Raw genomic sequence first — 20948 nt, forward strand, 5'->3', positions numbered from 1 at the left:
GGGGTGAGTATGGCGTGGATCGAAACCGTGGTGAACGGCCTGTTGTTGGGAGGCCTCTACGGCCTGATCGGAATCGGGCTTGCCCTCGTCTTCGGAGTCATGCGGGTGGTCAACGTCGCCCAAGGCGAGTTCATGGTGCTGTCTGCTTTCTTCGCGGTGATCGTCGTGGCAGCTGCACCGGATCTCCACCCACTGATCATTCTCGCTCTCACCATCCTATTCTCCTTCTGCCTCGGTTATGTGTATCAGAGCTGGATCGTCAACCGAGCCATGCAGTCTGCGGACCCCCTCGCGCCGCTGCTCCTCACCTTCGGGGTGTCGATCATCCTGCGCAACGTCATGGTGGAGCTATTCGGCGCAGATCTGCGTGGGCTGCAACTCGGATCGCTGTCGCGCGCCAGCATCGCGATCTTCGATATCAGCATCGGTGTCGTGCCACTGCTGACGCTCGTCACCTCTGTCGTGCTGTTTCTGCTGCTGCAATGGATGCTGAAGCGGACGTCATTCGGTCGGATCATTCGCGCAACGGCGGATCGTCGCGATATCGTTCGGTTGTTCGGCGTGAAGCCCGACCGGGTGTACGCGTGTGTCATGGCGATGTCCCTGTCGCTCAGCGCCATCGCCGGCTTTCTTCTCGCGGTGCGCGCGAGCTTCACGCCGTTTTCCGGCGTCGAGCGCCTGCTCATCGCGTTCGAGGTCGTGGTGCTGGGCGGCATCGGCTCGTTCTGGGGACCGTTGATCGGCGGTCTCGCGCTGGGCGTCACGCAACTCGTCGGCCTGAAATGGGATCCCAACGCCGGCCTGCTTTATTGTCACTTGCTGTTCTTCGTCATGATCCTGCTCCGCCCGTCGGGGCTGGTGGCGAGCCGGAGCTGACGATGCATCGCCGTCTGGTGTCCGGTCTCGTCCTGTCGATCCTGCTCAGCGCCGTCGCGCCTTTCGTGCTCGGCGACGGCGCGCTGCGCTTATGGACGGAGGCTCTGCTCATTCTCACGATGGCGCAGATGTGGAACCAGCTCGCGGGCTATGCGGGTCTCGTCTCGCTCGGGCATCAGGTGTTCGTGGCAGCCGGCGCTTACGCGCTGTTCCTCGCAGCGGAAGCGTTGGACGTCTCGCCTTATTTGGTGTTGCCCTTGGCTCCGCTGGCGGCCGCGGGCCTGGCAGCGCTGATCGCGCTGCCGCTGTTTCGGTTGCGCGAGGCCTATTTCTCGATCGGCATTTGGGTGTTTTCCGAGATCGTCGCGACCCTCGTCACGAAATCATCCCTGACCGGCGCGACGGCCGGCGTGCCGCTCAAGACCGGCAGGCTGATCGATCTCGACTGGTTCGAGCCGACGCTGTTCTGGCTTGCGAGCGCGATGGCGCTGGCAGCGACGGCGGGGCTCTTGCTGTTGATGCGATCTGAACTCGGTCTCGGGATCATGAGCGTGCGCGACAACGACGTTGCGGCCATGAGCGTCGGCGTCGATGTCCAGCGCAATCGGCTCATCGTCTTTGTCGTCTCCGCTGCCGGATGTGGCACGGCGGGCGCCGTCAACTTCCTCAGCAATCTCTATCTCAGCCCGGCTTCGGCGTTCGACGTCAGCTGGGTCGTCGACATGATGTTCATCGTCGTGATCGGCGGCATTGGAACGTTGGAGGGGCCGATCATCGGTACGCTGCTGTTCTTCGCTCTGCGCGAGATCGTCACCGGCCAGCTTGGACTGTCGGCCGGCTGGTATCTCGTCGCCCTGGGGAGCGCGGCGGTGGCGACGATGCTGTGGTCGCCGCGCGGGCTGTGGCCGGCGCTGAGTGCGCGCTGGGGCCTGCGTTTCATGAGCGTCCAACGCAAAGCGCCGCGCCTTCTGCTGCAGGACGAACCGAACAACGATAGCCCAGGGACTCTCAGACCATGACGAACACGCATTATCTCAGCGCGACGGCGCAGTTGAAAATGCTGGCGGAGCGGCGCATCAGTGCGACCGAGCTGCTGGACCTGCATCTGGATCGCGTGCAGCGGCTCAATCCGGAGTGCAACGCGGTGATTGCTCTCGATGAGGAGGGGGCGCGGCGGAGCGCGCGCGCCGCCGACGAGGCCATCGTCCGAAACCCGTGTGCGGGACGCCTGCTTGGTCTGCCGATGACCATCAAGGACTCGTTCGCTGTGACGGGAATGGCGGTGACCTGCGGCATGGAGGAACTGCGTGACTACCGTCCGCAGCGGGACGCTGCGGCGGTGGCGCGGATCCGGGCGAGCGGAGCGGTCATCTTCGGCAAGACCAACGTCCCGGCCGCGGCAAAGGACCATCAATCCTACAACACGCTGTTCGGATTGAGCCGCAATCCGTGGGATCTGACGCGCACCGTGGGCGGCTCGTCCGGCGGCTCGGCTGCAGCACTGGCTGCGGGCTTGACCCCGCTGGAGCTCGGCAGCGACATCGGCGGATCGATCCGCGTCCCGTCGCATTTCTGCGGCGTCTACGGACACAAGCCGAGCTACGGTCTGGTCGATATCGCAGGACATGTTCCGCCTCCGCCCGGACAGATTGCGCCGTCCGGGCTTTCTGTCGTCGGACCTCTCGCGCGCAGCGCCGAGGATCTGGAAATGCTGTTCGACATCCTGCTCGGACCTGCCGAGATCGAGCGCGCGGGAGCCGAGCTCCGATTGCCGGCCCCGCGTCGCGACGAATTGCAAAGTTTCAGGGTCGGGGTGTGGACCGACGCCTTTCCGCTCGATCCCGGCTATGCTGCGGCGATTGATCATCTTGTCGGTTGTCTCAGGCGTTGCGGAGTCCAGGTCGATGAAGCGGCCCGCCCGGCCATCGACGCCGCGGCCAGCCACCGCGCCTACATTCAGACTCTGTTCGGGATCATCGGGGCTGGCCTTCCGCGCTTGGACCAGGAGGCCCTGCTCGCGGAAGGGGATGCGGCGGAAGCCGGCAGCTATCCGCGGCAGGTGGCCGATGCCATTCGGCAGCCTTTGCAGCGCTATCTCGCGATCCGGGAGGAGCGCCATCGGCTCCGCCAGGCGTGGAGCGATTTCTTTGCCGACTACGACGTCCTGATCTGCCCGGTGACGCCGACCGTGGCGTTCCCGCATGACTTCGAGCGGTCGGATTTTGCGGCCCAGTTCGTCCGCACCGTGGCGGTAGGCGACCGCCGGATCCCCTATCTCGACAATCTGGCATGGCCGGGCCTCGCTACGGTCGCCCATCTGCCGGCGACTGCGATGCCCACCGGCGCGCTGGTCGGTCCGGTGCCGGCAGGCGTCCAGATCATCGGACCGTTCCTGGGCGACCGCACCACCTTGCGTTTTGCCCGTCTGGTCGAACGCGAGCTCGGCCCCTTCCAGGCTCCGCCCGGCTATTAGCCGGTATGACGGACGAGCCGGCCGGATGACTTCATCGTCTCATCAGACGACCGGCCGGCGCGCGCCGTGCAGCCGTTGACGCTGCAGCAATCTCGCATCATGCAGAGGATGAAACGGCGAGGGCCTGGTGCGGGCGGTGGGACTCGAACCCACACGACGTTGCCATCGAGGGATTTTAAGTCCCTTGCGTCTACCAATTCCGCCACGTCCGCGTTTGGGATCAGAGACCTAGCCCAGCCTTCGTGCAGAAGGAATGAAGCTTTCGGTGCCCTGAGGCTCATCCTCTGCTTAAGCCAAGGCGGTCGCCTTGGTAAAGCCTCAATCCGGCCGTCACCAGCTGCTTTGAGATGGCATCTGATCTGAAGCAAGCGAGCCGCGTCATTCAACAGCTGCGCCAAAGGGCACTTGCAAGATGCGGATGTCTTTCTGAAATCGGGCGCTCGGCAGATCCAGCTGGCGGGGCGGGTGAACCGGATCCGGACGGGGCGGGCACTGTCGATGCTGCGGATCGTGCGGTCGGCGAGGCCAAGCCCGATGCGCTTCCCTTCGGGGCGAGACGATGTTTTAAGACGGCTGCTTTAACGAGGCTGCATGACCACTGACTGCCACCGCCCAAGCCATCGGCGCCTTGCGCTCGCCGCGGGGTTGATCGCTTTGGGATCGCTGCTGTCCGGTTGTGCCGGCATGAGCGACAACATGTCGACGGCTTTCGCCGATCCGGCCAAATACGATCTGTACGACTGCAAGCAGCTCGAAACCGAGCGCAAGTCGTTAGCTGCGCGCACCGCCGAGTTGCAGGGCCTGATGGCCAAGGCGGAGACCGGGACCGGCGGCGCCGTGGTGGCGGAGCTCGCTTATCGCAACGATTACGTGGCGATCCGCGGCCAGTCGCAATTCGCCGAAGAGGCGTGGCGCCGCAACAAGTGCCAGGAAAGCCCACCGCCGGCGCCTGCGGCCGCCAAGGGTGGCAAGCCGGCCAAACCGGCGCGTCCGGCGCGGCCGATGGCCGCCACCGGTTCGGCCGGTCCTTCGACCCTGCCGCGGGACGGTTCGGTCTATTGAGGCCGCAACATCAGATCATGATGCGTTTCCGTGGCAACGCATTCATGGGCTACAGCCGCCAATCGTAGATCCAGCTTTGCCGCGCCGATAGCCGTTGCGGGCCGAGCGCCTTGATGCTGAGGTCGCGCGCCAGCGCCAGCGGACCCGTCATGTGGTAGACGCGCCCTTGCTGGCGCGCCGTGCGCTGTACCCGGCCGACGCGGGGGCGGCGCAGCCTGGCGTAGCGCTGCAATGCCCCCTCGATGGCGCCAGGGCCATCCGGGCGCGCTTCGCTCAGGGTCTTGGCGAGCACGGCTGCGTCCTCGATCGCCATGCCCGCGCCCTGCGCCGCAAACGGCAGCATCGCATGGGCCGCGTCGCCCAGCAGCGCGACATTGCCTGCGGTCCACGCGATGCCCTCGGGAACCCCGAACAACGCCCATTTGCGCCAGCCATCAACCGCATTGAGCAGCAAGCGGGCCGTGGCCGGCCAGCGTGGCGGGCCGAACGCCGCCTTCAGCTCCGCTGGATCGCCCTCGGCGCTCCAGCCCGGCCGGTTCCAGGTGCCGGGCACCACCGCGACGACGTTGACCTGCCGCCCGGCCGAGATCGGGTAGGCGACCAGATGAGCACCGGGTCCCATCCAGAGCTGCACCCGCGCGCTGGCATGGTCGCGTGGCAATTGCCGGGCGTCGAGCGTGCCGCGCCACGCGATCAGGCCGGAGAATTCGGCGCGGACCTGTGGAAACAGATGATGCCGTACTGCCGACCAGACGCCGTCGGCGCCGATCAGCGCCAGCGCCACGTCCTGCCGGCGCTCATCGCCGCGGCGATGCACCACGGTGAGCCCCTTGGCGTGGGCCGCCACGTCCTCGAACTGGCAGCCCAGGCGCAGCTCGATGTCCGGATGCGCCATCGCCTCGGCCGCCAAGGCCGCCTGCAGATCGGCGCGATGTACGACCCAATAGGGCGCGCCGGCAGCCTCGCTCGCCGCCGCGCCGAGCGGCAGCCGCGCGATTTCACCGCCGGCCCGGGCACTGAGGATGCTGACGGCCTCCGGCATCACCACGCGGGCGGCAAGCCGCGGCCCCAATCCGAGATCAATCAGAATGCGACTGGCATTCGGGGACAGCTGCAGCCCGGCGCCGACCTCTTCGAGCCGCTCGGCCTTTTCCAGCACGACGACACGAAAGCCCTTGGTGGCCAGTGCGAGCGCTGCTGTCAGGCCGCCGATCCCGGCGCCTGCAACGAAGATGGTACGCGATGCCACGATCGGCCGATCAGGCCACGTCCTTGAGCACGCATTCCGGCGGCCGCGCCTCGCCGGCGGCGAGGTCAGGCGCGTAGCGGTACAGCGTCGAGCAGTAGGGACAGATGATTTCCTTGTCGTTGCCGAGATCGAGGAACACGTGCGGATGATCGAACGGCGGGTTCGCTCCCACGCACATGAACTCACGCGAGCCGATCTCGATGACGGGCACACCGGCGTCGTTGTGGAAATGCGGGACGATGTTATCGGCCATCGGTTTCACCTCGAGTGGCAAGAAGAGCAGAGCGGATCAGCACGGGGAATCGGCCGACGGGACAGGAACGATACGCCGTGCCGTCGCGAAACGGCGGCGCACCATACTGAGCCATAAGGCCAATTCCTAGGATTGGGAACCTGCGTTGGGTGTGACGCACGCCGTTATTTTTGCGCTTGTGGATTCGACACAAACCAGATGCGCCCGAGAAGCCCTTCTTTCGTCGGGGCCGTTGTGTCCCGGGCCGGACATCCTATGTTTTCAACTGAATATCCACGCGAAAACGTGAACACGGCGTGATCTCAAATCGAATCAATCGCGGTATCGGTCTGGCATTGGCGGGCCTTGCCATCAGCATCGCCATCGGCGCGGCGCTGTATCCGCATGCCTATCATGCCGGAGCCGTGCTCGACGCGGCAGACGATCCGGCGCGGCTTTCGGAGCTGCAGATCGCGCCGCTGTTGCAAAGCGATCCGGTGCGCATCTCCACCGGGATCGACGAGGCGCTTGCCGCCGGCGATCCGGATCTCGCGGACAGCTTCGTCGCACTCGCAAACGCGCATCATCTCGCACTCGATGAGAGCCAGGTGCAGCGGGTGACTGATGCCTTGGCCGCGGAGAAGGCGCCGGCGAGCGTGGCGAAGCGCTTTGCGACCGGGCTCGTTACCGGCCAGGCCGATGATGTCGCCAGCCTCTCCGGCACTGTCGCCGGCGATCTGTTCGTGTTCGGTGACATCCGCGACGCCGTGCGCGAAGGCAAGCATCTGGTGATGGGCGAGGAGACCGACCGCCTCGTGCTGGGTCTTGCCGCGGCCGGCCTTGCCGTGACCGCCGCGACCTATGTCTCTGCCGGCACCGCGGCGCCGGTGCGCGCCGGTCTGACCCTGGTGAAGGATGCCCGCAAGGTCGGCCGGCTCGGCGAGGGACTGGCGGCCTGGGCCGGACGGTCCGCGCGCGAGGTGGTCGATGCGCCGATGCTGCAGCAGGCGGTTGCCTCGGGCTCGGTGCTGCGTCCCGGAGAGACCGCGACTGCGATAAGGGCGGCGTTCCGGGCCGAGAAGGCCGGTGCCCTGGTGCGGCTCGGCAAGGATGTCGGCCGCATCACCGAGAAGGCCGGAACGCGCGGCGCGCTCGATTCGCTCAAGCTCGCGGAGGGGCCGAAGGACGTCGCCCGCGCGGCCCGTCTGGCCGAGGCCAAGGGCGGCCAGACGCGCGCGATCCTGAAACTGCTCGGCCGTGGCGCGCTGCTGCTGACGGCGGGTGCGTTCAACCTCGCACTCTGGCTGTTCGGTGCCCTGATGACGCTGTTCGGGGTGCTCGGCTCGCTCAAATCGATGGCGGAGCGCGCCACGCAGGCTGTGATCGATCGCGGCAAGCGGCGGCGATTGCGGCAGGTGCAGGCCGCCGCGGCCAGACCCGAACTGGTCGCCGCCGCCTCCTGCGGCTAAACTCCGTCGCAGCATTTTCATTCTCGATTCCAGGACTCAGGCCGATGCCGAGCTTTCACAACGGCGCCGTCGAAATCGCCTTCATCGATGAGGGGGAGGGCGATCCGATCGTGCTCGTCCACGGCTTCGCGTCGACCAAGAACGTCAACTGGGTCTATCCGGCCTGGGTGTCCGAGTTGCGCAAGGACGGCCGCCGCGTCATCGCGCTCGACAATCGCGGCCATGGCGACTCGGCCAAGCTCTACGATCCCGCGAGCTACGCGATCGCGGAGATGGCCAGTGATGTCACCGCGCTGATGGACCATCTCGGGCTCGCAAGCGCCGATGTCATGGGCTACTCGCTGGGCGGTCGCATCGCCGCCTATATCGCCCTCGCCACGCCCGAGCGCCTGCGTTCGGCGATCTTCGGCGGCATCGGCATGGCGATGATCGAGGGCGGCGGGCCGGGCGAGAACGTCGCTGCGGCGCTGGAGGCGCCGTCGATCGACGAGGTGACCGATCCCGTCGGACGCACCTTCCGCGCCTTTGCGGACCAGACCCGCTCCGACCGGCTGGCCCTGGCCGCCTGCATGCGCGGCTCGCGCGGATTGATCTCGCGCGAACAGGTCGGCCGCATCGCCGTGCCCGTCCTGGTCGCCGTCGGCACCGCCGACGAGGTCGCAGGCTCCGGGCCGGCGCTCGGCGCGCTCATTCCCGGCGCGGAGGTGCTCGACATTCCCAACCGCGATCACATGCGCGCCGTCGGCGACAAGGTCTACAAGGCCGGCGTGATCGATTTCCTCTCACGGCGCTGACGGTCGATCCACGCGCGAGCTGATGGGCCAACAGCCGGCCACGGCGCTCGGCGTTGTGTCACGGCCCGGTCGTAGATCCAGATCCGCGCTCGCTCTCTCCTCCGTCATTGCGAGCGAAGCAATCCAGGGGCTCGGGCGGGACTCTGGATTGCTTCGCTTCGCTCGCAACGACGTGGAGAGAGATTGTACCCACCAAACAATGCAGCGGAGGCGGCCGCGGTGCCCACGCTCTACGGCGCTGCGTCGACGCGTTCGCCGCCGAACCAGCGTGCAGCGGCGATCAAAGCGGTGAAGCTGGCGATCCAGACCAGGCGGGCGCCGTAGCGGTCGTGGGGACCTGAGATCACGCCGCAGATCACGGCGTTGCCGAGCAAAGCGAGCGTCACGGTGACGGCCAGGAGGGCGACGTCATCGCGGCGCCGGCGCCAGATCGCATGGGCGGCGATGGCAGCCACGGCCAGCATGGATCCGAGCGCGACCGGTACGTGGAGCCAGTTCACGACCGCGAAATTGATCTCCCAGTGCTGCTGATGCGCCGCGCGCATCTGCTTCGTCTGGGACGGAATGTAGCGCTCGATGATGCCATAGGTGTGCGGCACCCAGCCATTGGTGCCTTCGCCGGTCGCCACATGCAGCAGCTGCTCGACCGTGGCGACCGCCGCCGCCTTGGCCTGCCACAGCGGATAGGCCGTGAGCGACTGCTTCACGATGAACCCCATCTCGTCGTTCATGCCCTCGAAGCGGCCGAGCTTGTTGAACATGCTGTTGCCCCACAGGAAGTCATCCGCCGTGGGCGGCAGCTCGTTGCGATAGGGGCAGAGCTTGAGCTTCTCGCGCGCGCAATGGTCTTTCAGGTACTGCGTGACGATGCCGTCCTGGAGCATGCGGCCAAAGGCGACGCCGGTGCCGCCCGGCGTCCATGCCAGCTGGCCCGACAAGGCGAAGTTGGCCGCGAGCAGCATCGCGGCTCCGGCAACGATGGTCAGGCTGGCCTGCACAAGGCCGGAGAGCGCGATCTGCCGACGCAGCCACGGATAGCCGATCCAACCGGCGCAGCACAGCCCGAACAGCACGCCGAGCGTGGCGCTATGGGTGGCGGAGGCGAACGCGACGAAGCCGAACAGCGCACATTTTTCGAGCGGCGAGATGCGGCGCGCCTGCGTGACCAGGATGAACAGCGCGAGCACCGACAGTCCGGCAAAGATGTCGGTCAGCAGCATGCTGGCGAGCCAGGGCAATGCGGTGGTCAGGATCAGCAGCAGGCCGATCCAGAGCAGGCGCAGCGGCTGGGCGAGCCCGAGCACACGCAAGGTCAGCTGCAGGATCCACAGCGTCGCCAGCGCCTGCAGGCCGAGATTGAGCCAGAAGCTGGACCCTTCGCCCCAGTGCAAATAGAGCCCGAACACGGTCGAGCGGCTCGGCACCAGATAGCCTTCATACCAGCGCGCGAGATAGCCGCCGGTGTCCCACTGCAGCAGCGGATAACCGTTCCACAGCGCGGGCGCCACCAGGAAGAGCGGAATGACGATGAGGGGGAGCCAGGCCGATCCGGCCTCACTCGCGCGTTCGTCCAGGATCTGAGTGTTGCTGATGCCTGTGTCCCCCGGTTCGGAGCACCATGGCCAAAACATGGCCCTTGCGGTATTCATCAATAGACGCAGCATGATGGATGGTAAAGCCGACCCCGTGTTCCAGCGGGGGACGGCCAGTCATCTGTGCTGCCGTGGTTCCTTTTTGCCGCAACGGACGGGTCGAGGCCTGGACTTGTCTCGCACCAAGCTGACACCAGGCTGACGCCAACCCTGACGTCAAGCCTCTGAACCAGGCGGAACCCGCCACCGCGAGGGCGTGCCTCGCCTTGATTTCCGGTTCCGACCGACCAATTTGAGCCGACGCGGGGCCGCCGGACGCCGCGGTATAGCCGGCAAGTAACGGAATTGTCTCAATCCCGTGTTCTCTGGGGGCGAGGCAGGCTGGAATGGATCGGTCACCCCGAGCAGCTCGCGGAGGACACCGTTTCACGCGCTGTGCTATAATCCCTGCCGATTGAATATGCGAGAAGCTGCCATGGCCATGCATCAGACCAACCCACAGGGCGGAAAGCTTGCTGCGCTCGATCCGATCTGGGATCGGATCCGCCACGAGGCCGAAGAGATCGTCCGCCGCGAGCCAGAGCTCGCGACCTTCATCTATTCGACCGTGCTGCATCACAGCAGGCTGGAAGATTCGGTCGTGCATCGTGTGGCCGACCGGCTCGATCATTCCGCGTTGTCGGGCGACCTGATCCGCCAGACCTTCGACGACGCGCTGCGCGACGAGCCGGACCTCGGCCACGCCTTTCGCGCCGATCTCGTCGCGGTCTATGATCGCGATCCGGCCACCGCGCGCTTCATCGATCCGTTGCTCTACTTCAAGGGCTTCCATGCGCTGCAGACGCACCGTCTGGCGCACTGGCTGCATCGCAAGAACCGCAAGGATTTCGCGTTCTATCTGCAGAGCCGCTCCTCAGCCGTCTTCCAGACCGACATCAATCCGGCGGCCCGGATCGGCCGTGGCATCTTCCTCGATCACGCCACCGGCTTCGTCTGCGGCGAGACCGCCATCATCGAGGACAACGTCTCGATCCTGCACGGCGTGACCCTCGGAGGCACCGGCAAGGAGAATGAGGATCGCCACCCGAAGATTCGCCATGGCGTGCTGATCGGCGCAGGTGCCAAGGTGCTCGGCAACATCGAGGTCGGTCATTGCGCGCGTATCGCTGCTGGATCCGTCGTCGTGAAGCCGGTCCCGAACAACGTCACGGTTGCAGGTGTGCCGGCCAAGATCGTGGGTGAGGCGGGCTGCGCGGAGCCGTCGCGCACCATGGACCAGATGATCAACGCGATCGGGATCTGAGCTGGAAGGCAGCTGCGTCAATCTCGAAGTCAAGAGCTTTTCAACCGCGGAATTTCGTGCGAACACACGGACCGTCCGTGGATCTGACGATCCGTCATTGTCTCGGCGGAATGAATGTGAGATCCACGGCGTCTCCTTCAGCTTCGTTCGATAACGCTTGGTGCGACAACGCTTGGTTCGATAACGCTTGCGCTGCCTCGCCAAGATCAACGGGCTGGATGATCGAGCTCAAGGACACGGGCGTGTCGCTCCGTCACGTCCTTCAGACAACACGCAAACCTCGCTGCAATTGGAGATTCACCCGTGGACGTTCAGGAAGTCAGGAAGCTCGACGCGTATTTGAAGCGCGTGTTCGGCAATCCGAAGATCCGTGTTGTGCCGCGGCCGAAGAAGGAAGACTCCGCCGAGGTGTATATCGGCGAAGAGTTCATCGGCGTGTTGTTCGTCGACGACGAGGACGATGATCGTTCGTTCCAATTCCAGATGGCCATCCTGGAAGACGATCTCGTCGAGTAGGACGCGCGCGCTCAAGGGATTCTGCGTCCGTCCGGGCGATGGCGTCGCCTGCATGAGCGTGAGCCGGAGCCCGGCGGGCTTCGGCGCAAGCGACATGCGGGGGTCACCGGGACAGTGCATGAGATCGCGGATGTCGACCCTGTCGACATTCCAGGCGTCGCCAGGCAACTCTGCAGCGCGAACTACCTGGTCGGGTGCATCTGCGCGGTCAGCCGATCCATCGCGGCCGCGACGTCTTGCCATTGCGACAGCCAGCTGCGTGGAAAGCGGAAGATGAGATCCGCTCCCTCGACCCGGCGTTCACTCAAGCACATGCCCGGCGTCGCTGCATCACGCGTGCATCGCGCCACCAGCATCGGCTGCTCTGCGAGGAACAGATCCTCCACATCGTAAGGCGTGCCGGAGCGGAAGTTGCGCATGCTCAACCCGTCCTGCACCGACACGACATTCGGGTTGAGATAGCGCGGATAGATCGTCTTCAGCCGCGCTTCCGGCGACAGCGCATCGTGATGCGCTGCGATCGACACGAAGATGCGATCGATCGGGTGCGGTGCCTGATCGATCTGGTCGGCGCTGACGTGATGCGGTGCCTCCGGTGGCGTCAGCGACGGATAGTCGAAGCCGAGATCGACGCGCTCCTGCGGGCCGGTGTGACGCTGGATCTTCACCCGAATGGCTGCCGCGGGCGCGTTGAACACGGTGCCGCCTATGCTGACCGGCAGGCGCTCCGGTCCCTTGAACGCGCTGGCGCGCCATGTCGGCCACAACAGATAGGCAACCAAGGCCGCCGCCAGCGTTGCCAGCACGGCGCCGGCGATGATCGGCACGGCATGACCATAGCCGTTCGAAGGACGGGCACTGCGGACCGAAAACATCGTCATGGCGGGCAGGGGATCTCTGGACCGAATCAGTCCGGACTATGCCACGGCGATGCGGTTTCTGCAGACCCATGCCGTCAGGTGGCCGCGCGCCTCGCGCGGGCCGAATTAACCCTTCCTTAAGGCTAATGTGGCGGGCGGGCTGGGATTTTGCCAACCTGTCTCGGCAAGTTCTGCAGTGTGAGGGTGCGTTCGATGTCGGCCGAGGCGTTCAATTCCCTGTTCTCGCTTCTGATCGGTTTCGCCCTGGCCGGCGCCTTGGCGAGCGGCTATCAGGCCTATTCCGAGCGCCCCGCCGGCTTCGAGTTGCTGCAGCAGGGGGTCACGCCGCACAGCTTCGCCGCCGTGCCGTTCCTGGTATTTGCCGCTCCCTTCATCATCATGCGCAACACGCTGCGAGGCGCCCGCATCGAGCGCCGCCGCTTCGAGTTCGTGATGCTGGCCACCGTGATCGCCGGCTTCTGGAGCATGATGTCCGGCACCTTCGTCGTGATGACACTCCGTGCCGCGGGGGTGCTGACCTAGTTCCCGGCGTTGTTGTCAGCTCCGCGGTTGCTTGATCATCGCGTCAAGGCTGTGCGAAGGTCCGCCGCGAACGGGAGACCTTGATGGCCATTTACGAACTCGACGGGCAGGCGCCCGAGCTGCCGGCGGACGGACATTACTACATCGCCGACAACGCGACCGTGATTGGCCGTGTTCGTCTCGCCAAGGAGGTGACCGTCTGGTTCGGCGCGGTCATTCGCGGCGACAATGACTGGATCGAGATCGGCGAGGGCTCCAACATCCAGGACAACGCCACCTGCCATGTCGACCCGGGCTTCCCGCTGCGCGTCGGCAGGAATTGCACCGTCGGCCACAATGTGATCCTGCATGGCTGCACCGTCGAGGACGACGCGCTGATCGGCATGGGCTCGATCATCATGAATGGCGCGCATATTCGCCGCGGCAGCGTCGTCGGGGCTGGCGCGATCATCACCGAAGGCAAGGACTTTCCGGAATATTCGCTGATCATCGGCGCGCCCGCGCGCGTCGTTCGCACGCTGGAGCCCGAGCAGGTCGAACGGATGGGAATTGCCGCGAAGGCCTATATTGCCAAGGGGCCACGCTACACCAAGGGCCTGAAGAAGATCGGCTGAGGCCTGCCGCGCGTTGCGCGGTGGGCTCGCTTCACGTCCCCTCGGACTCATTCGCCTCGCGCGCGCTGGCAACGCGCTCATGGCCACTCGCCCACAGCGCATGCTGCTCGCTGCCGTCCTGATAGGGATTGGCCTCGGCTGGAATGTTCTCACGCGCGGCGCGCTCACCCTGTTCGAACGGATCGGGGTCGGTGCTCATGCGGATACTTGGCTCCTCGTCGTCGGTTGGCGGCCCGCTTTGCCCGCCAACGCGCCGCGATCAGCAGCGCTCTTGCGCAGGCATGTTTCAGGCCCTGCCTGCGCAGCGCCTCTACTATCCTCATCCCATCAATCCTCTTGGATCCGATTTCGTTCCGGAACGCGGCCTGCGCGGTCGGGTTGAAGGGGGAAAGGGAGAGCATCCTATGGCCAGATTTCCATTGGGCACCTTGATCGTGATTGCAGGTCTCACCACGGCGACCGCTGTGTTCGCGCAAGGCGGCGGTGGTGGTGGCGGCGGAGCAGGTGGTGGTGCCAGCGCCGGCGGGGCAGCATCTGGTGGCGGCGGAGCGGCATCCGGCAGCACAACGAGCGGGGAGCGCGGCGGGCACCGCCGGCGGTGCCAATGCAGCAACAACCGGCATTGGGGCGAGCGGCATTGGCACGAACGGCGCCAGCAATGGCGCGGCGCTGTCGCAACCCGGCGCGCCCGGCACCAATGGCACCAACAGTCTCGGCACGGCGCCCTCCGGCTCGGGCGCGAGCGGATCGGGCTCCAATGCGGGTGTTACGACCGGCGCTGGACGTGGCGCAGGAGGCACGGCGGCCACGGGACCCCACCGTGCCGGGGATTCGACCGATGCGGCGATCCAGCAGGAGAACAGCACCGTCGATCGGAAGGTCAAGAGCATCTGCCGCGGTTGCTGAAGATTGCCCGCTGCGGCGGCGGCTATATCGAGATACCAAGATCGCGCAGATGTGAGCGGGCCTGCCTGCGTCGTGTTCCAAATCCGGCTTAAACGATGCGGTGACGCAATGATGCTGTCATTGCGTGGGTTGGATTTGGAGACGCATCGATGCGCATGAGATTAATGGGATTGCTGGCCGGCGGCGTGCTGGCGATGATGCTTGCACCGGGGACGGCTTCGGCGCACGGGCCGGGCGGCTTTCACCACTTTCATCACGGCGGATTCTATCACGGCTTCGGTCCCGGCTTCGCACTCGGGTTCGGCTTCGGTTCGCCCTTTTACTACGGCCCTACCTACTACTACCCCTACACATACGAGGATCTGGGCGGCTGTTATGTCGCGCGCAAGCGCGTGCGAACAGCGCACGGCTGGCGCTATCGCCGCGTCGAAGTTTGCGAGTGAACCCGAGCGCGGGGGGACGCGTTGGGCGATCACCCGACGTTAGTCACGATCCGTCTTCCTTGATCGCCGCTCCGCTGGATTGAGCGGCGATCGGGACAGAGCTGGCGCACTGCTTGCATCGAACGAAACCCTTGCATGGGACACAGGCATGATGAACTCACTCACATCCCCCGAACTTACGATGCTTTTCATAGGCGTCGTCCTCAGCCTCGGCACTGCGCTGGTCTGGATGGTCTATGAGCTGGAGCAGGGCGCGCGGCAGCCGGCGAAGATCCGCCGCGACCCGCCCCGGATCGGCTGATTGCCAAGGCCGCTGATTGCCAAGCCCACTGGTTCGCCGCCGTACGAAGCGGGATGCGCCCGGTGCTGCTGTACCGGAGCGAAATCTTGATGGCGAGCGTGTGGTCGGCAGGCGTGCTCAGCTCAGCACGCCGTATTTCCTGAACCAGGCCTGCATCTGAGCCCAGGCATCCTCGGCGGCGTCCTTGCGATAGCTCGGGCGATAGTCGGCATGGAAGCCATGCGGCGCGGCGGGATAGATCTTGAACTCGGCGGTCTTCTTGTTCTCCGCAAGCGCCGCCTTCATCGCCTCCACGCTGGCGACGGGAATGCCGGTGTCGGCTTCGCCGTAAAGACCGAGCACGGGGGCCTTCATCTCGGGCGCGAGCTGCGTCGGGTTCTTCGGCCAAAGCGGGTTGGGCGCATCGGTCAGCGGACCGTAGAACGCGACGGCGGCCCTCAGCCCGGCATTGTGGGCTGCATATTCCCAGACATTCCGGCCGCCGCGGCAGAAGCCGACGATACCGAGCCGCGAGGTGTCGCCGCCCTGTGACTTCGCCCAGGTCACCGTCGCGTCGAGATCCGTCAGCAACTCCGCATCCGGTTTTGCATTTACGATCGGCAGCAGGTCCTTGATCTCGGCGATCTTGGTCAGGTCGGTGCCCTTGCGGAAATAATAGTCGGGTGCGACCGCGAGCGCGCCGAGCTTGGCTAGGCGGCGAGTGACGTCCTTGATGTATTGGTGCAGGCCGAAGATCTCCATCGCGACCAGGATGACTGGAGGATTGCTGGCGCTGGCGGGCCTTGCGAAATAGGCCGGCATCTCGCCGTCGGCGACCTTGATCTTGGCGTCGCCAGCGTTGAGGCCGTTGGTATCGGTGGTGATGACCTCCGCCCTGACCGGACCGGCGGCCAGCGTGTAGCCCGCGGTGACGGCCGCGGAGGCCGTCATGAAACCACGGCGCGAGAAGGGAGCGGCTTTGGTCAGTCCGATGACATCGGACGTCGGGGCAGGTTCGACGGACATGGGGAGCTCCTCTGCATGGGGGTGGTATTGAGCAGAGAATGACCGGTGAAAAGCAAGTCACCAGCCGGCGAGACGGCCGCCCTCAATCAGATCCCTGCTGCACTGCGAGATTCCTGTTGCACCGCAAAGGGAGCTCAAAAAAACAAGGCCGTCGGCGCAGTATGACGCCAACGACCTTGCCAGCCCCGGATATTGAAATTGGCCCTGCGCCATCCTGAAATTGGCTCGCCATCCGGTAAGCCGAAGATGGCCCAACTCGTGGCGGGGTTTTGTGAAACACTTCACACGACCCCGGAAAAATTCGGCAGCAATTCTACCGTTTGGTGTCAGGATCGGCTGCGGCGATGCCGGTGACCGCTGCGGCTGGCATGGGCGCGGCTTCGGATGTTGCGATTCCGGGGCGCGGGTGAGGCCTGCTCCGACGCCTGGGTGCTGGCGAAGGATTGCCGCAGCCCGTCGACCGTGTCTTTCAAGGTCGAGACCTGGTCGGTCAGGCGCTTGGTATCGGCCTGCTGGGCGGCCAGCAGACGGCGCATGCTCTGCAGCTCCTCCTGCATGCTCTGCAGCTGATCGATCGATTCCTGCTGGCTCGCTTCGAGGCCCTTGGTCTTCTCCACGAGTTGCTCGGACGCCTGCACCGTCCGGGCCTGTATCTGCTTGGTCAGTGCGACGGCGCGTTCGGTCTCGGGTGGGCTGCCGCCATAGGCGCGCCATAGCATGATACCGCCGATGCCGGCGATCAGCACTGCCAAGGTGGCGGCCGCGAGCGCGATCGGCTGTGAGCTCCCCGCGGGGCTGGTGCTGGATTTGTCGAGATACAGTCTGGTGTCGCGCGTCACCGGGTTCATCACGAAACCACCCTAATCGAAAACAGGTTCTCGGATTCACTCCCGAAATGCGGGAGAGGCGGAAAGCTCGAGCAAAGGATGTTGTCCGCTCAGCCCGGATCATTGGCGCCTAACGGACGAACCAAGTCCTGAGGGTTTGATCGGGGAATCCGACAAAAGAGAGGCTCGTGCGTCCAAAAAACGGCGCCCGTGCTGTGCGCCCGCGCCCTGCGGTCGCGAACTCGGGCGGAGTTGGACGCGGCGGGGCAACCGCACGGCCGGATCGTCCCGATATGTCGCGGTCGGTGCCGGGGCCGGCGCCGCTTCAGGCCGTCAGCGCCAGCAACGTCGGAAGGCTATTGTCTATTGGGGGGAATTGCAGTTCCGGCAGATCGTGAGCTTCTGCTTCAAGCGGGCCTCGTCGGCGAGGTCTGCGGCCTGTTCTTCCTCCCAGCTCATCCGGCCGCGGGAGGCCGAGCCCGATTGCGAGGACATCACGTCGACCCGCGAGTCGCCTCTGCTGCGCTTGCCGCCTTTGCGCGGCGAGCTGATATCCGGCTCCATGACCGGATCGGTATCTGAGGAGGCGAGACGGCCGTCCAGATCGGCCGCAGCGATGGCCGTCTGCGGGCCGGCGCCGGTCGGCGCAGCCGCCATTGCTGGGGCGGCCGCGGGAACGTCGGCCGAGGCCAGCGGACCGGTGCAGACGGTTCCCGACATGCAGCAATTCGCCAGCGTCAGGGCCGCGGCCAGCAGCGTCGCGCTTCGCAGGATGATCATCATGCCAATAACCTGACCCCGACAGTTCCGGGAAAGAAGTTTGGTTGGCCGAGTCGGCCACGACCTGAACTTACACGCGAAGCAAGGCCGAAAAAAGTTGCGGCCAACGTTTGCAGCGGTGCTCGGACAGGACTGCCTGCCTTCGGTCGCGCGCTGCGTGGCGTTCGAGCCAGCCATGCGAAGCTAACAAATGCTGCTTGCCACGCCGATATCCCTCGTCGCGATCCAACGCATCGACCGCCACGTCCATTGGCGGCCCCCAGATGTCGCCATCGCGTTGGTCGATGTCTGCCGGTCGGAGCAAGCGCGCTGCGGCCTGACCTCCGGGCCAAGCAAGGCTTGAAAAAAGTTGCGGCCAGGCCTTGGGGGAGGCCTGGCCGCGCGCGAACCGGTCTGGGACGGGGAGGGGTGGGGATGTGACCGGGTCGCGTAACTCGAATGATGTGGTCTCGAAGCCTTTCTGATCAGCGCTCCTTCGCGCTGGCGGTTGCCACGGCCGGGCGACCGTCGCCGAGCGAAACCCAGACATTCGGGTCGCTCTGCGACTGCCGCTTGACGAAGCGGTAGCCGGTCTCGGTCCAGGCGACGACGTTCTCGTTCTGATTGTCGAGAACGTATTCGCCCTTGTCGGTCTTCACGGTGAGGACCGCGTGGCCCTCACCCTTCTTGTCGCGCACCACCGTGATCAGCAGCGCCTCGCGGGGCCAGCCGGCATCGATCAGCAGCTTGCGCTTCAACAGCACGTAATCCTCGCAGTCGCCGTAACCATCGGTCGGCAGCGACCATTTCTCGACCACGCCCCAATGGTCCATGTCGGTGATGGGCTTGACGTTCTCGTTCACCCAGCGATTGACCTTTATCAGGTCGCGCCACGCCGTCTGGGACAGCACGATGTCGCGGGGCTGTGACGCGCCGCCGCGGCACTCCTCGGGGGCCTCGGTGCAGAACTCGATCCAGCCGATCGGGGCCCGCGTGGTGTCGCCGAGGCTCGCATACAGCACCCGGTCATCACCGGCATGTGCAGCTGCCCCCATCGCCATCAGGATGGCGATCACCGCCCACCCTTTCGCCTGTCCCGTCCGCTTGACCATTTTGGCCCCCGTTTTGTTGGGACCATGTGTCTCACAAAGATTTTTCGCTGCCGCTAAATCGCCACGATGGATTTGACGTAAATCCAAATAAAACAAAGGGATAATTCGAATCCCTGTTGAATCGAATAAGCCTAAAATTTGAATCGATCGCAGTTAGTTCAAATGCGCTGCATTAAGCCGCGGAGGGCTGTAATTGCAGCATTGCGCGCACGCTCAGCCTCGCTCATTAACTGCGATGGACGGCTTGGGCGGTGGCCGAACGCGACACGGCGCCCGCGATGGCGGGCGCCGTGTGCTCCGTGGAGTTGCGGGATTTGCGGAACTTGCGGCTTTACCGCGCGGTAACGCTCTCTTCGAGCGTTTCGGCAAGCTGCGGATGGACAAACTCGATGGCGAAGCCGCCTTCGAGATTTCGCACCACGCGCGCCTGCACGCGGCCGAGCATCACCTGTGATTTCATCGGCGGCCGGGTCTCGGCGGCGATGGCCGCGCCCGACAGCGACATGTCGATGATGCGGCAGGTCATCTTGGTGCCGTCCTCGAGCGTCAGCACCGCGATCGGGTTGCGCGGAATGATGCGGTCGTGGCGGCGATCTTCCGGCAGATTGAGAATGTCGCGATTGGCGAGCCAGGTGAGCTGGGCGGCGAGCTTGTCTCGCTTGCGCGCGGTCGCGCCGATCGTCATCGCAAAGCCGTTGTCGATGATGCGGGTGATCTTGCCCTCGACGCGGCCGATATGGTCGAGATAGGCGATCACGCGGTCGCCGACATTGCCGATGCCGGGCGCCAGCAGCGCCAAGCCGCCGGGCGACATGTTGATCACCTGGCAGGGAAACTCACGGCGATCCGGCAGCATGTAGCGGCCGAGCAGGTGGACCTTGACCCGCTGGAAACGGCGACGCTCCTCGGCGGCCGGCAGAGACAGTTTTTTGTTCGGCAACGCCATGTTTCGCCACTCAAAGCCGGCTCTTAACAGGGCCGGACGATCCAGCAACGAAACTAAATGCTGCAGGGTTAATTCAGCGTTATCGCAGCACCGCGCTCATGCATGTGGTTCGCGTTTTACGGGAACTACGTAAGCCAAGGTGAGCGCGGGCCCGCATCCGTCAGGGGCGCTTCGGGCGACGACGGCCCTCAGCGCAGCCCTTCATAGACCATCAGGCCGCGGGCGAGGGCGAGCTTGCGCAGCGCGCGCGGCACGATCGGCTCGGTCGGCACATGGAGGTAACGCCAGGACGCGATCTCCAGCGGTCCGAGCGCGCCTTGCGGCGTTTCGAACGGCGCGAGCAGGCCGGTCAGGCTGATCGGTTCATGCGCCCGAGTGGCGAACGGCAGCAGCAGCAGTTCGAAATGGGCTGTCGTGCGATCGGGGGCCTGTGCGGTCACGCCCGCAATGGCGGGCAGTGTCTCCTCGCAGACGACGGTCGTGATCTCCTCGATCTCGCGGCGGCTCGCCGGTGAGAAATGTGCCGGAAAGCTCTTGTCCTTCACATCGCCGCCGAGCAGGGCGCACAGCCGGGTGCCGGCCATGCGGAACGGAAAGCCGCTGTCGGCATCGCAGGACAGGACAAAGCTGTCGCCGAGCAGTTCGCGCACAGCGGCGGGTTCGAAGTCGCCGCGCTCCGGCGCCTTGGCATGGCCGCGCCGATCGTTCCAATAGGCGAAGAACTCGCGATTGGACGGATGTTTCATCTGGATGACCCCTCGCGCCGTCGACGCTCCCCGAAACATCGCTGTCTCGTTTTCGTCCAGGCGCCTCCCTGGTTTGTTGTGCAGGAGGGGCTGTGCAGCGTCCATGCCGATGGTGCGATCGTGCCGGCCTTCTCCTTGGCTTCCGCGCGTTAAGGTTAAATTAACGATGTGCTTGGCGACGGCGCCGCGACCGTTAAGATCGCGTTCACCAAATCGCGGCGGAAGGTGGAAGGTCTGCCGCGGATCGGGTGAAGACACGAGGCGGCGTCAAACAGTCCGGTCACCGCGACGGGGAGGGGTGGGGAACGACCCCCGGGCTT

Annotated in this window: 23 protein-coding genes and 1 tRNA gene; 12 read left to right on the top strand and 12 right to left on the bottom strand. The window is 65.2% G+C overall.

Translation table 11 applies throughout. From position 1 onward, the window contains the following. The first annotated feature begins 9 nt into the window (after window positions 1-9). The 3 genes from ACVIJ6_RS24490 to ACVIJ6_RS24500 are packed head-to-tail and all read left to right on the top strand — an operon-like array spanning window position 10 to window position 3349. The gene (locus ACVIJ6_RS24490; protein WP_456774797.1) at window positions 10-876 is read left to right on the top strand and encodes a branched-chain amino acid ABC transporter permease; all 867 of its coding nucleotides are present in this window, start codon (window positions 10-12) and stop codon (window positions 874-876) included. Between the two features lie 2 nt (window positions 877-878). Continuing rightward, window positions 879-1895: a branched-chain amino acid ABC transporter permease gene (locus ACVIJ6_RS24495; protein ID WP_456774798.1), complete on the top strand. Its 1017-nt coding sequence runs from the start codon at window positions 879-881 to the stop codon at window positions 1893-1895. Then, the gene (locus tag ACVIJ6_RS24500; protein WP_456774799.1) at window positions 1892-3349 is read left to right on the top strand and encodes an amidase; all 1458 of its coding nucleotides are present in this window, start codon (window positions 1892-1894) and stop codon (window positions 3347-3349) included. Before ACVIJ6_RS24495 ends, ACVIJ6_RS24500 begins: the two co-directional genes overlap by 4 nt. A gap of 125 nt (window positions 3350-3474) precedes the next feature. Here the strand turns inward: ACVIJ6_RS24500 and ACVIJ6_RS24505 are convergent. Then, window positions 3475-3561, bottom strand: a tRNA-Leu gene (locus ACVIJ6_RS24505). Between the two features lie 379 nt (window positions 3562-3940). Between ACVIJ6_RS24505 and ACVIJ6_RS24510 the strand changes: the two genes are divergently transcribed. Further along, window positions 3941-4411, top strand: coding sequence for a hypothetical protein (locus ACVIJ6_RS24510; protein ID WP_456774800.1), 471 nt, complete (start codon window positions 3941-3943; stop codon window positions 4409-4411). A gap of 49 nt (window positions 4412-4460) precedes the next feature. On the opposite strand, the gene ACVIJ6_RS24515 is transcribed toward ACVIJ6_RS24510, so the two are convergent. Together ACVIJ6_RS24515 and ACVIJ6_RS24520 are read right to left on the bottom strand one after the other, a co-directional pair. Beyond that, entirely contained in the window at window positions 4461-5663 is a 1203-nt protein-coding gene (locus tag ACVIJ6_RS24515; RefSeq protein WP_456777075.1) for an FAD-dependent monooxygenase, read from the bottom strand. Between the two features lie 7 nt (window positions 5664-5670). Further along, complete coding sequence (locus tag ACVIJ6_RS24520; protein ID WP_012045191.1) at window positions 5671-5913, bottom strand: zinc-finger domain-containing protein; 243 nt, start codon at window positions 5911-5913, stop codon at window positions 5671-5673. 296 nt (window positions 5914-6209) lie between these two features. Between ACVIJ6_RS24520 and ACVIJ6_RS24525 the strand changes: the two genes are divergently transcribed. Both ACVIJ6_RS24525 and ACVIJ6_RS24530 read left to right on the top strand, forming a co-directional pair. After that, a complete protein-coding gene (locus tag ACVIJ6_RS24525; RefSeq protein WP_456774801.1) occupies window positions 6210-7361 on the top strand; it encodes a hypothetical protein in 1152 nt (383 codons plus the stop codon). A 44-nt stretch (window positions 7362-7405) separates the two neighbouring features. Beyond that, window positions 7406-8155: an alpha/beta fold hydrolase gene (locus ACVIJ6_RS24530; RefSeq protein WP_456774802.1), complete on the top strand. Its 750-nt coding sequence runs from the start codon at window positions 7406-7408 to the stop codon at window positions 8153-8155. A gap of 230 nt (window positions 8156-8385) precedes the next feature. Here the strand turns inward: ACVIJ6_RS24530 and ACVIJ6_RS24535 are convergent, their stop codons facing one another. After that, window positions 8386-9786: a hypothetical protein gene (locus ACVIJ6_RS24535; RefSeq protein WP_456774803.1), complete on the bottom strand. Its 1401-nt coding sequence runs from the start codon at window positions 9784-9786 to the stop codon at window positions 8386-8388. Between the two features lie 436 nt (window positions 9787-10222). Between ACVIJ6_RS24535 and cysE the strand changes: the two genes are divergently transcribed. Continuing rightward, window positions 10223-11050, top strand: coding sequence for a serine O-acetyltransferase (gene cysE / locus ACVIJ6_RS24540; protein WP_012045187.1), 828 nt, complete (start codon window positions 10223-10225; stop codon window positions 11048-11050). A gap of 303 nt (window positions 11051-11353) precedes the next feature. Then, complete coding sequence (locus ACVIJ6_RS24545) at window positions 11354-11566, top strand: DUF3126 family protein (protein WP_006611186.1); 213 nt, start codon at window positions 11354-11356, stop codon at window positions 11564-11566. Between the two features lie 182 nt (window positions 11567-11748). Here ACVIJ6_RS24545 and ACVIJ6_RS24550 read toward each other — a convergent pair whose 3' ends face one another. Then, the gene (locus tag ACVIJ6_RS24550; protein WP_456774804.1) at window positions 11749-12447 is read right to left on the bottom strand and encodes a hypothetical protein; all 699 of its coding nucleotides are present in this window, start codon (window positions 12445-12447) and stop codon (window positions 11749-11751) included. Between the two features lie 192 nt (window positions 12448-12639). Here ACVIJ6_RS24550 and ACVIJ6_RS24555 point away from each other — a divergent pair, with 192 nt between their 5' ends. After that, a complete protein-coding gene (locus ACVIJ6_RS24555) occupies window positions 12640-12969 on the top strand; it encodes a DUF6949 family protein (RefSeq protein WP_456774805.1) in 330 nt (109 codons plus the stop codon). Between the two features lie 83 nt (window positions 12970-13052). Beyond that, on the top strand, window positions 13053-13583 hold the full coding sequence (locus ACVIJ6_RS24560; RefSeq protein ID WP_012045184.1) for a gamma carbonic anhydrase family protein: 531 nt from the start codon (window positions 13053-13055) through the stop codon (window positions 13581-13583). A 31-nt stretch (window positions 13584-13614) separates the two neighbouring features. Here the strand turns inward: ACVIJ6_RS24560 and ACVIJ6_RS24565 are convergent, their stop codons facing one another. After that, window positions 13615-13782, bottom strand: a complete 168-nt coding sequence (locus tag ACVIJ6_RS24565) for a hypothetical protein (RefSeq protein WP_012045183.1) — start codon at window positions 13780-13782, stop codon at window positions 13615-13617. Window positions 13783-14021: 239 nt separating this feature from the next. On the opposite strand from ACVIJ6_RS24565, the gene ACVIJ6_RS24570 reads away from it, so the two are divergent. Together ACVIJ6_RS24570 and ACVIJ6_RS24575 are read left to right on the top strand one after the other, a co-directional pair. Next, on the top strand, window positions 14022-14489 hold the full coding sequence (locus tag ACVIJ6_RS24570) for a hypothetical protein (RefSeq protein WP_456774806.1): 468 nt from the start codon (window positions 14022-14024) through the stop codon (window positions 14487-14489). 149 nt (window positions 14490-14638) lie between these two features. Beyond that, on the top strand, window positions 14639-14932 hold the full coding sequence (locus tag ACVIJ6_RS24575; protein WP_456774807.1) for a hypothetical protein: 294 nt from the start codon (window positions 14639-14641) through the stop codon (window positions 14930-14932). Window positions 14933-15350: 418 nt separating this feature from the next. Here ACVIJ6_RS24575 and ACVIJ6_RS24580 read toward each other — a convergent pair whose 3' ends face one another. The 6 genes from ACVIJ6_RS24580 to ACVIJ6_RS24605 form a co-directional block, all read right to left on the bottom strand. Beyond that, window positions 15351-16238, bottom strand: a complete 888-nt coding sequence (locus ACVIJ6_RS24580; protein ID WP_456774808.1) for a dienelactone hydrolase family protein — start codon at window positions 16236-16238, stop codon at window positions 15351-15353. Window positions 16239-16564: 326 nt separating this feature from the next. Then, a complete protein-coding gene (locus tag ACVIJ6_RS24585; protein WP_456774809.1) occupies window positions 16565-17086 on the bottom strand; it encodes a hypothetical protein in 522 nt (173 codons plus the stop codon). Window positions 17087-17428: 342 nt separating this feature from the next. Continuing rightward, window positions 17429-17848 (bottom strand): hypothetical protein, encoded by a 420-nt coding sequence (locus ACVIJ6_RS24590; protein WP_456774810.1) that lies wholly within the window; start codon window positions 17846-17848, stop codon window positions 17429-17431. A 461-nt stretch (window positions 17849-18309) separates the two neighbouring features. Beyond that, window positions 18310-18936 (bottom strand): transglutaminase-like cysteine peptidase, encoded by a 627-nt coding sequence (locus ACVIJ6_RS24595; RefSeq protein WP_456774811.1) that lies wholly within the window; start codon window positions 18934-18936, stop codon window positions 18310-18312. A 331-nt stretch (window positions 18937-19267) separates the two neighbouring features. Next, window positions 19268-19882: a PilZ domain-containing protein gene (locus ACVIJ6_RS24600; protein ID WP_041750866.1), complete on the bottom strand. Its 615-nt coding sequence runs from the start codon at window positions 19880-19882 to the stop codon at window positions 19268-19270. 188 nt (window positions 19883-20070) lie between these two features. After that, window positions 20071-20628, bottom strand: coding sequence for a PAS domain-containing protein (locus ACVIJ6_RS24605; protein WP_456774812.1), 558 nt, complete (start codon window positions 20626-20628; stop codon window positions 20071-20073). Window positions 20629-20948 lie beyond the last annotated feature (320 nt).

It is taken from the genome of Bradyrhizobium sp. USDA 4369 (assembly GCF_054056435.1).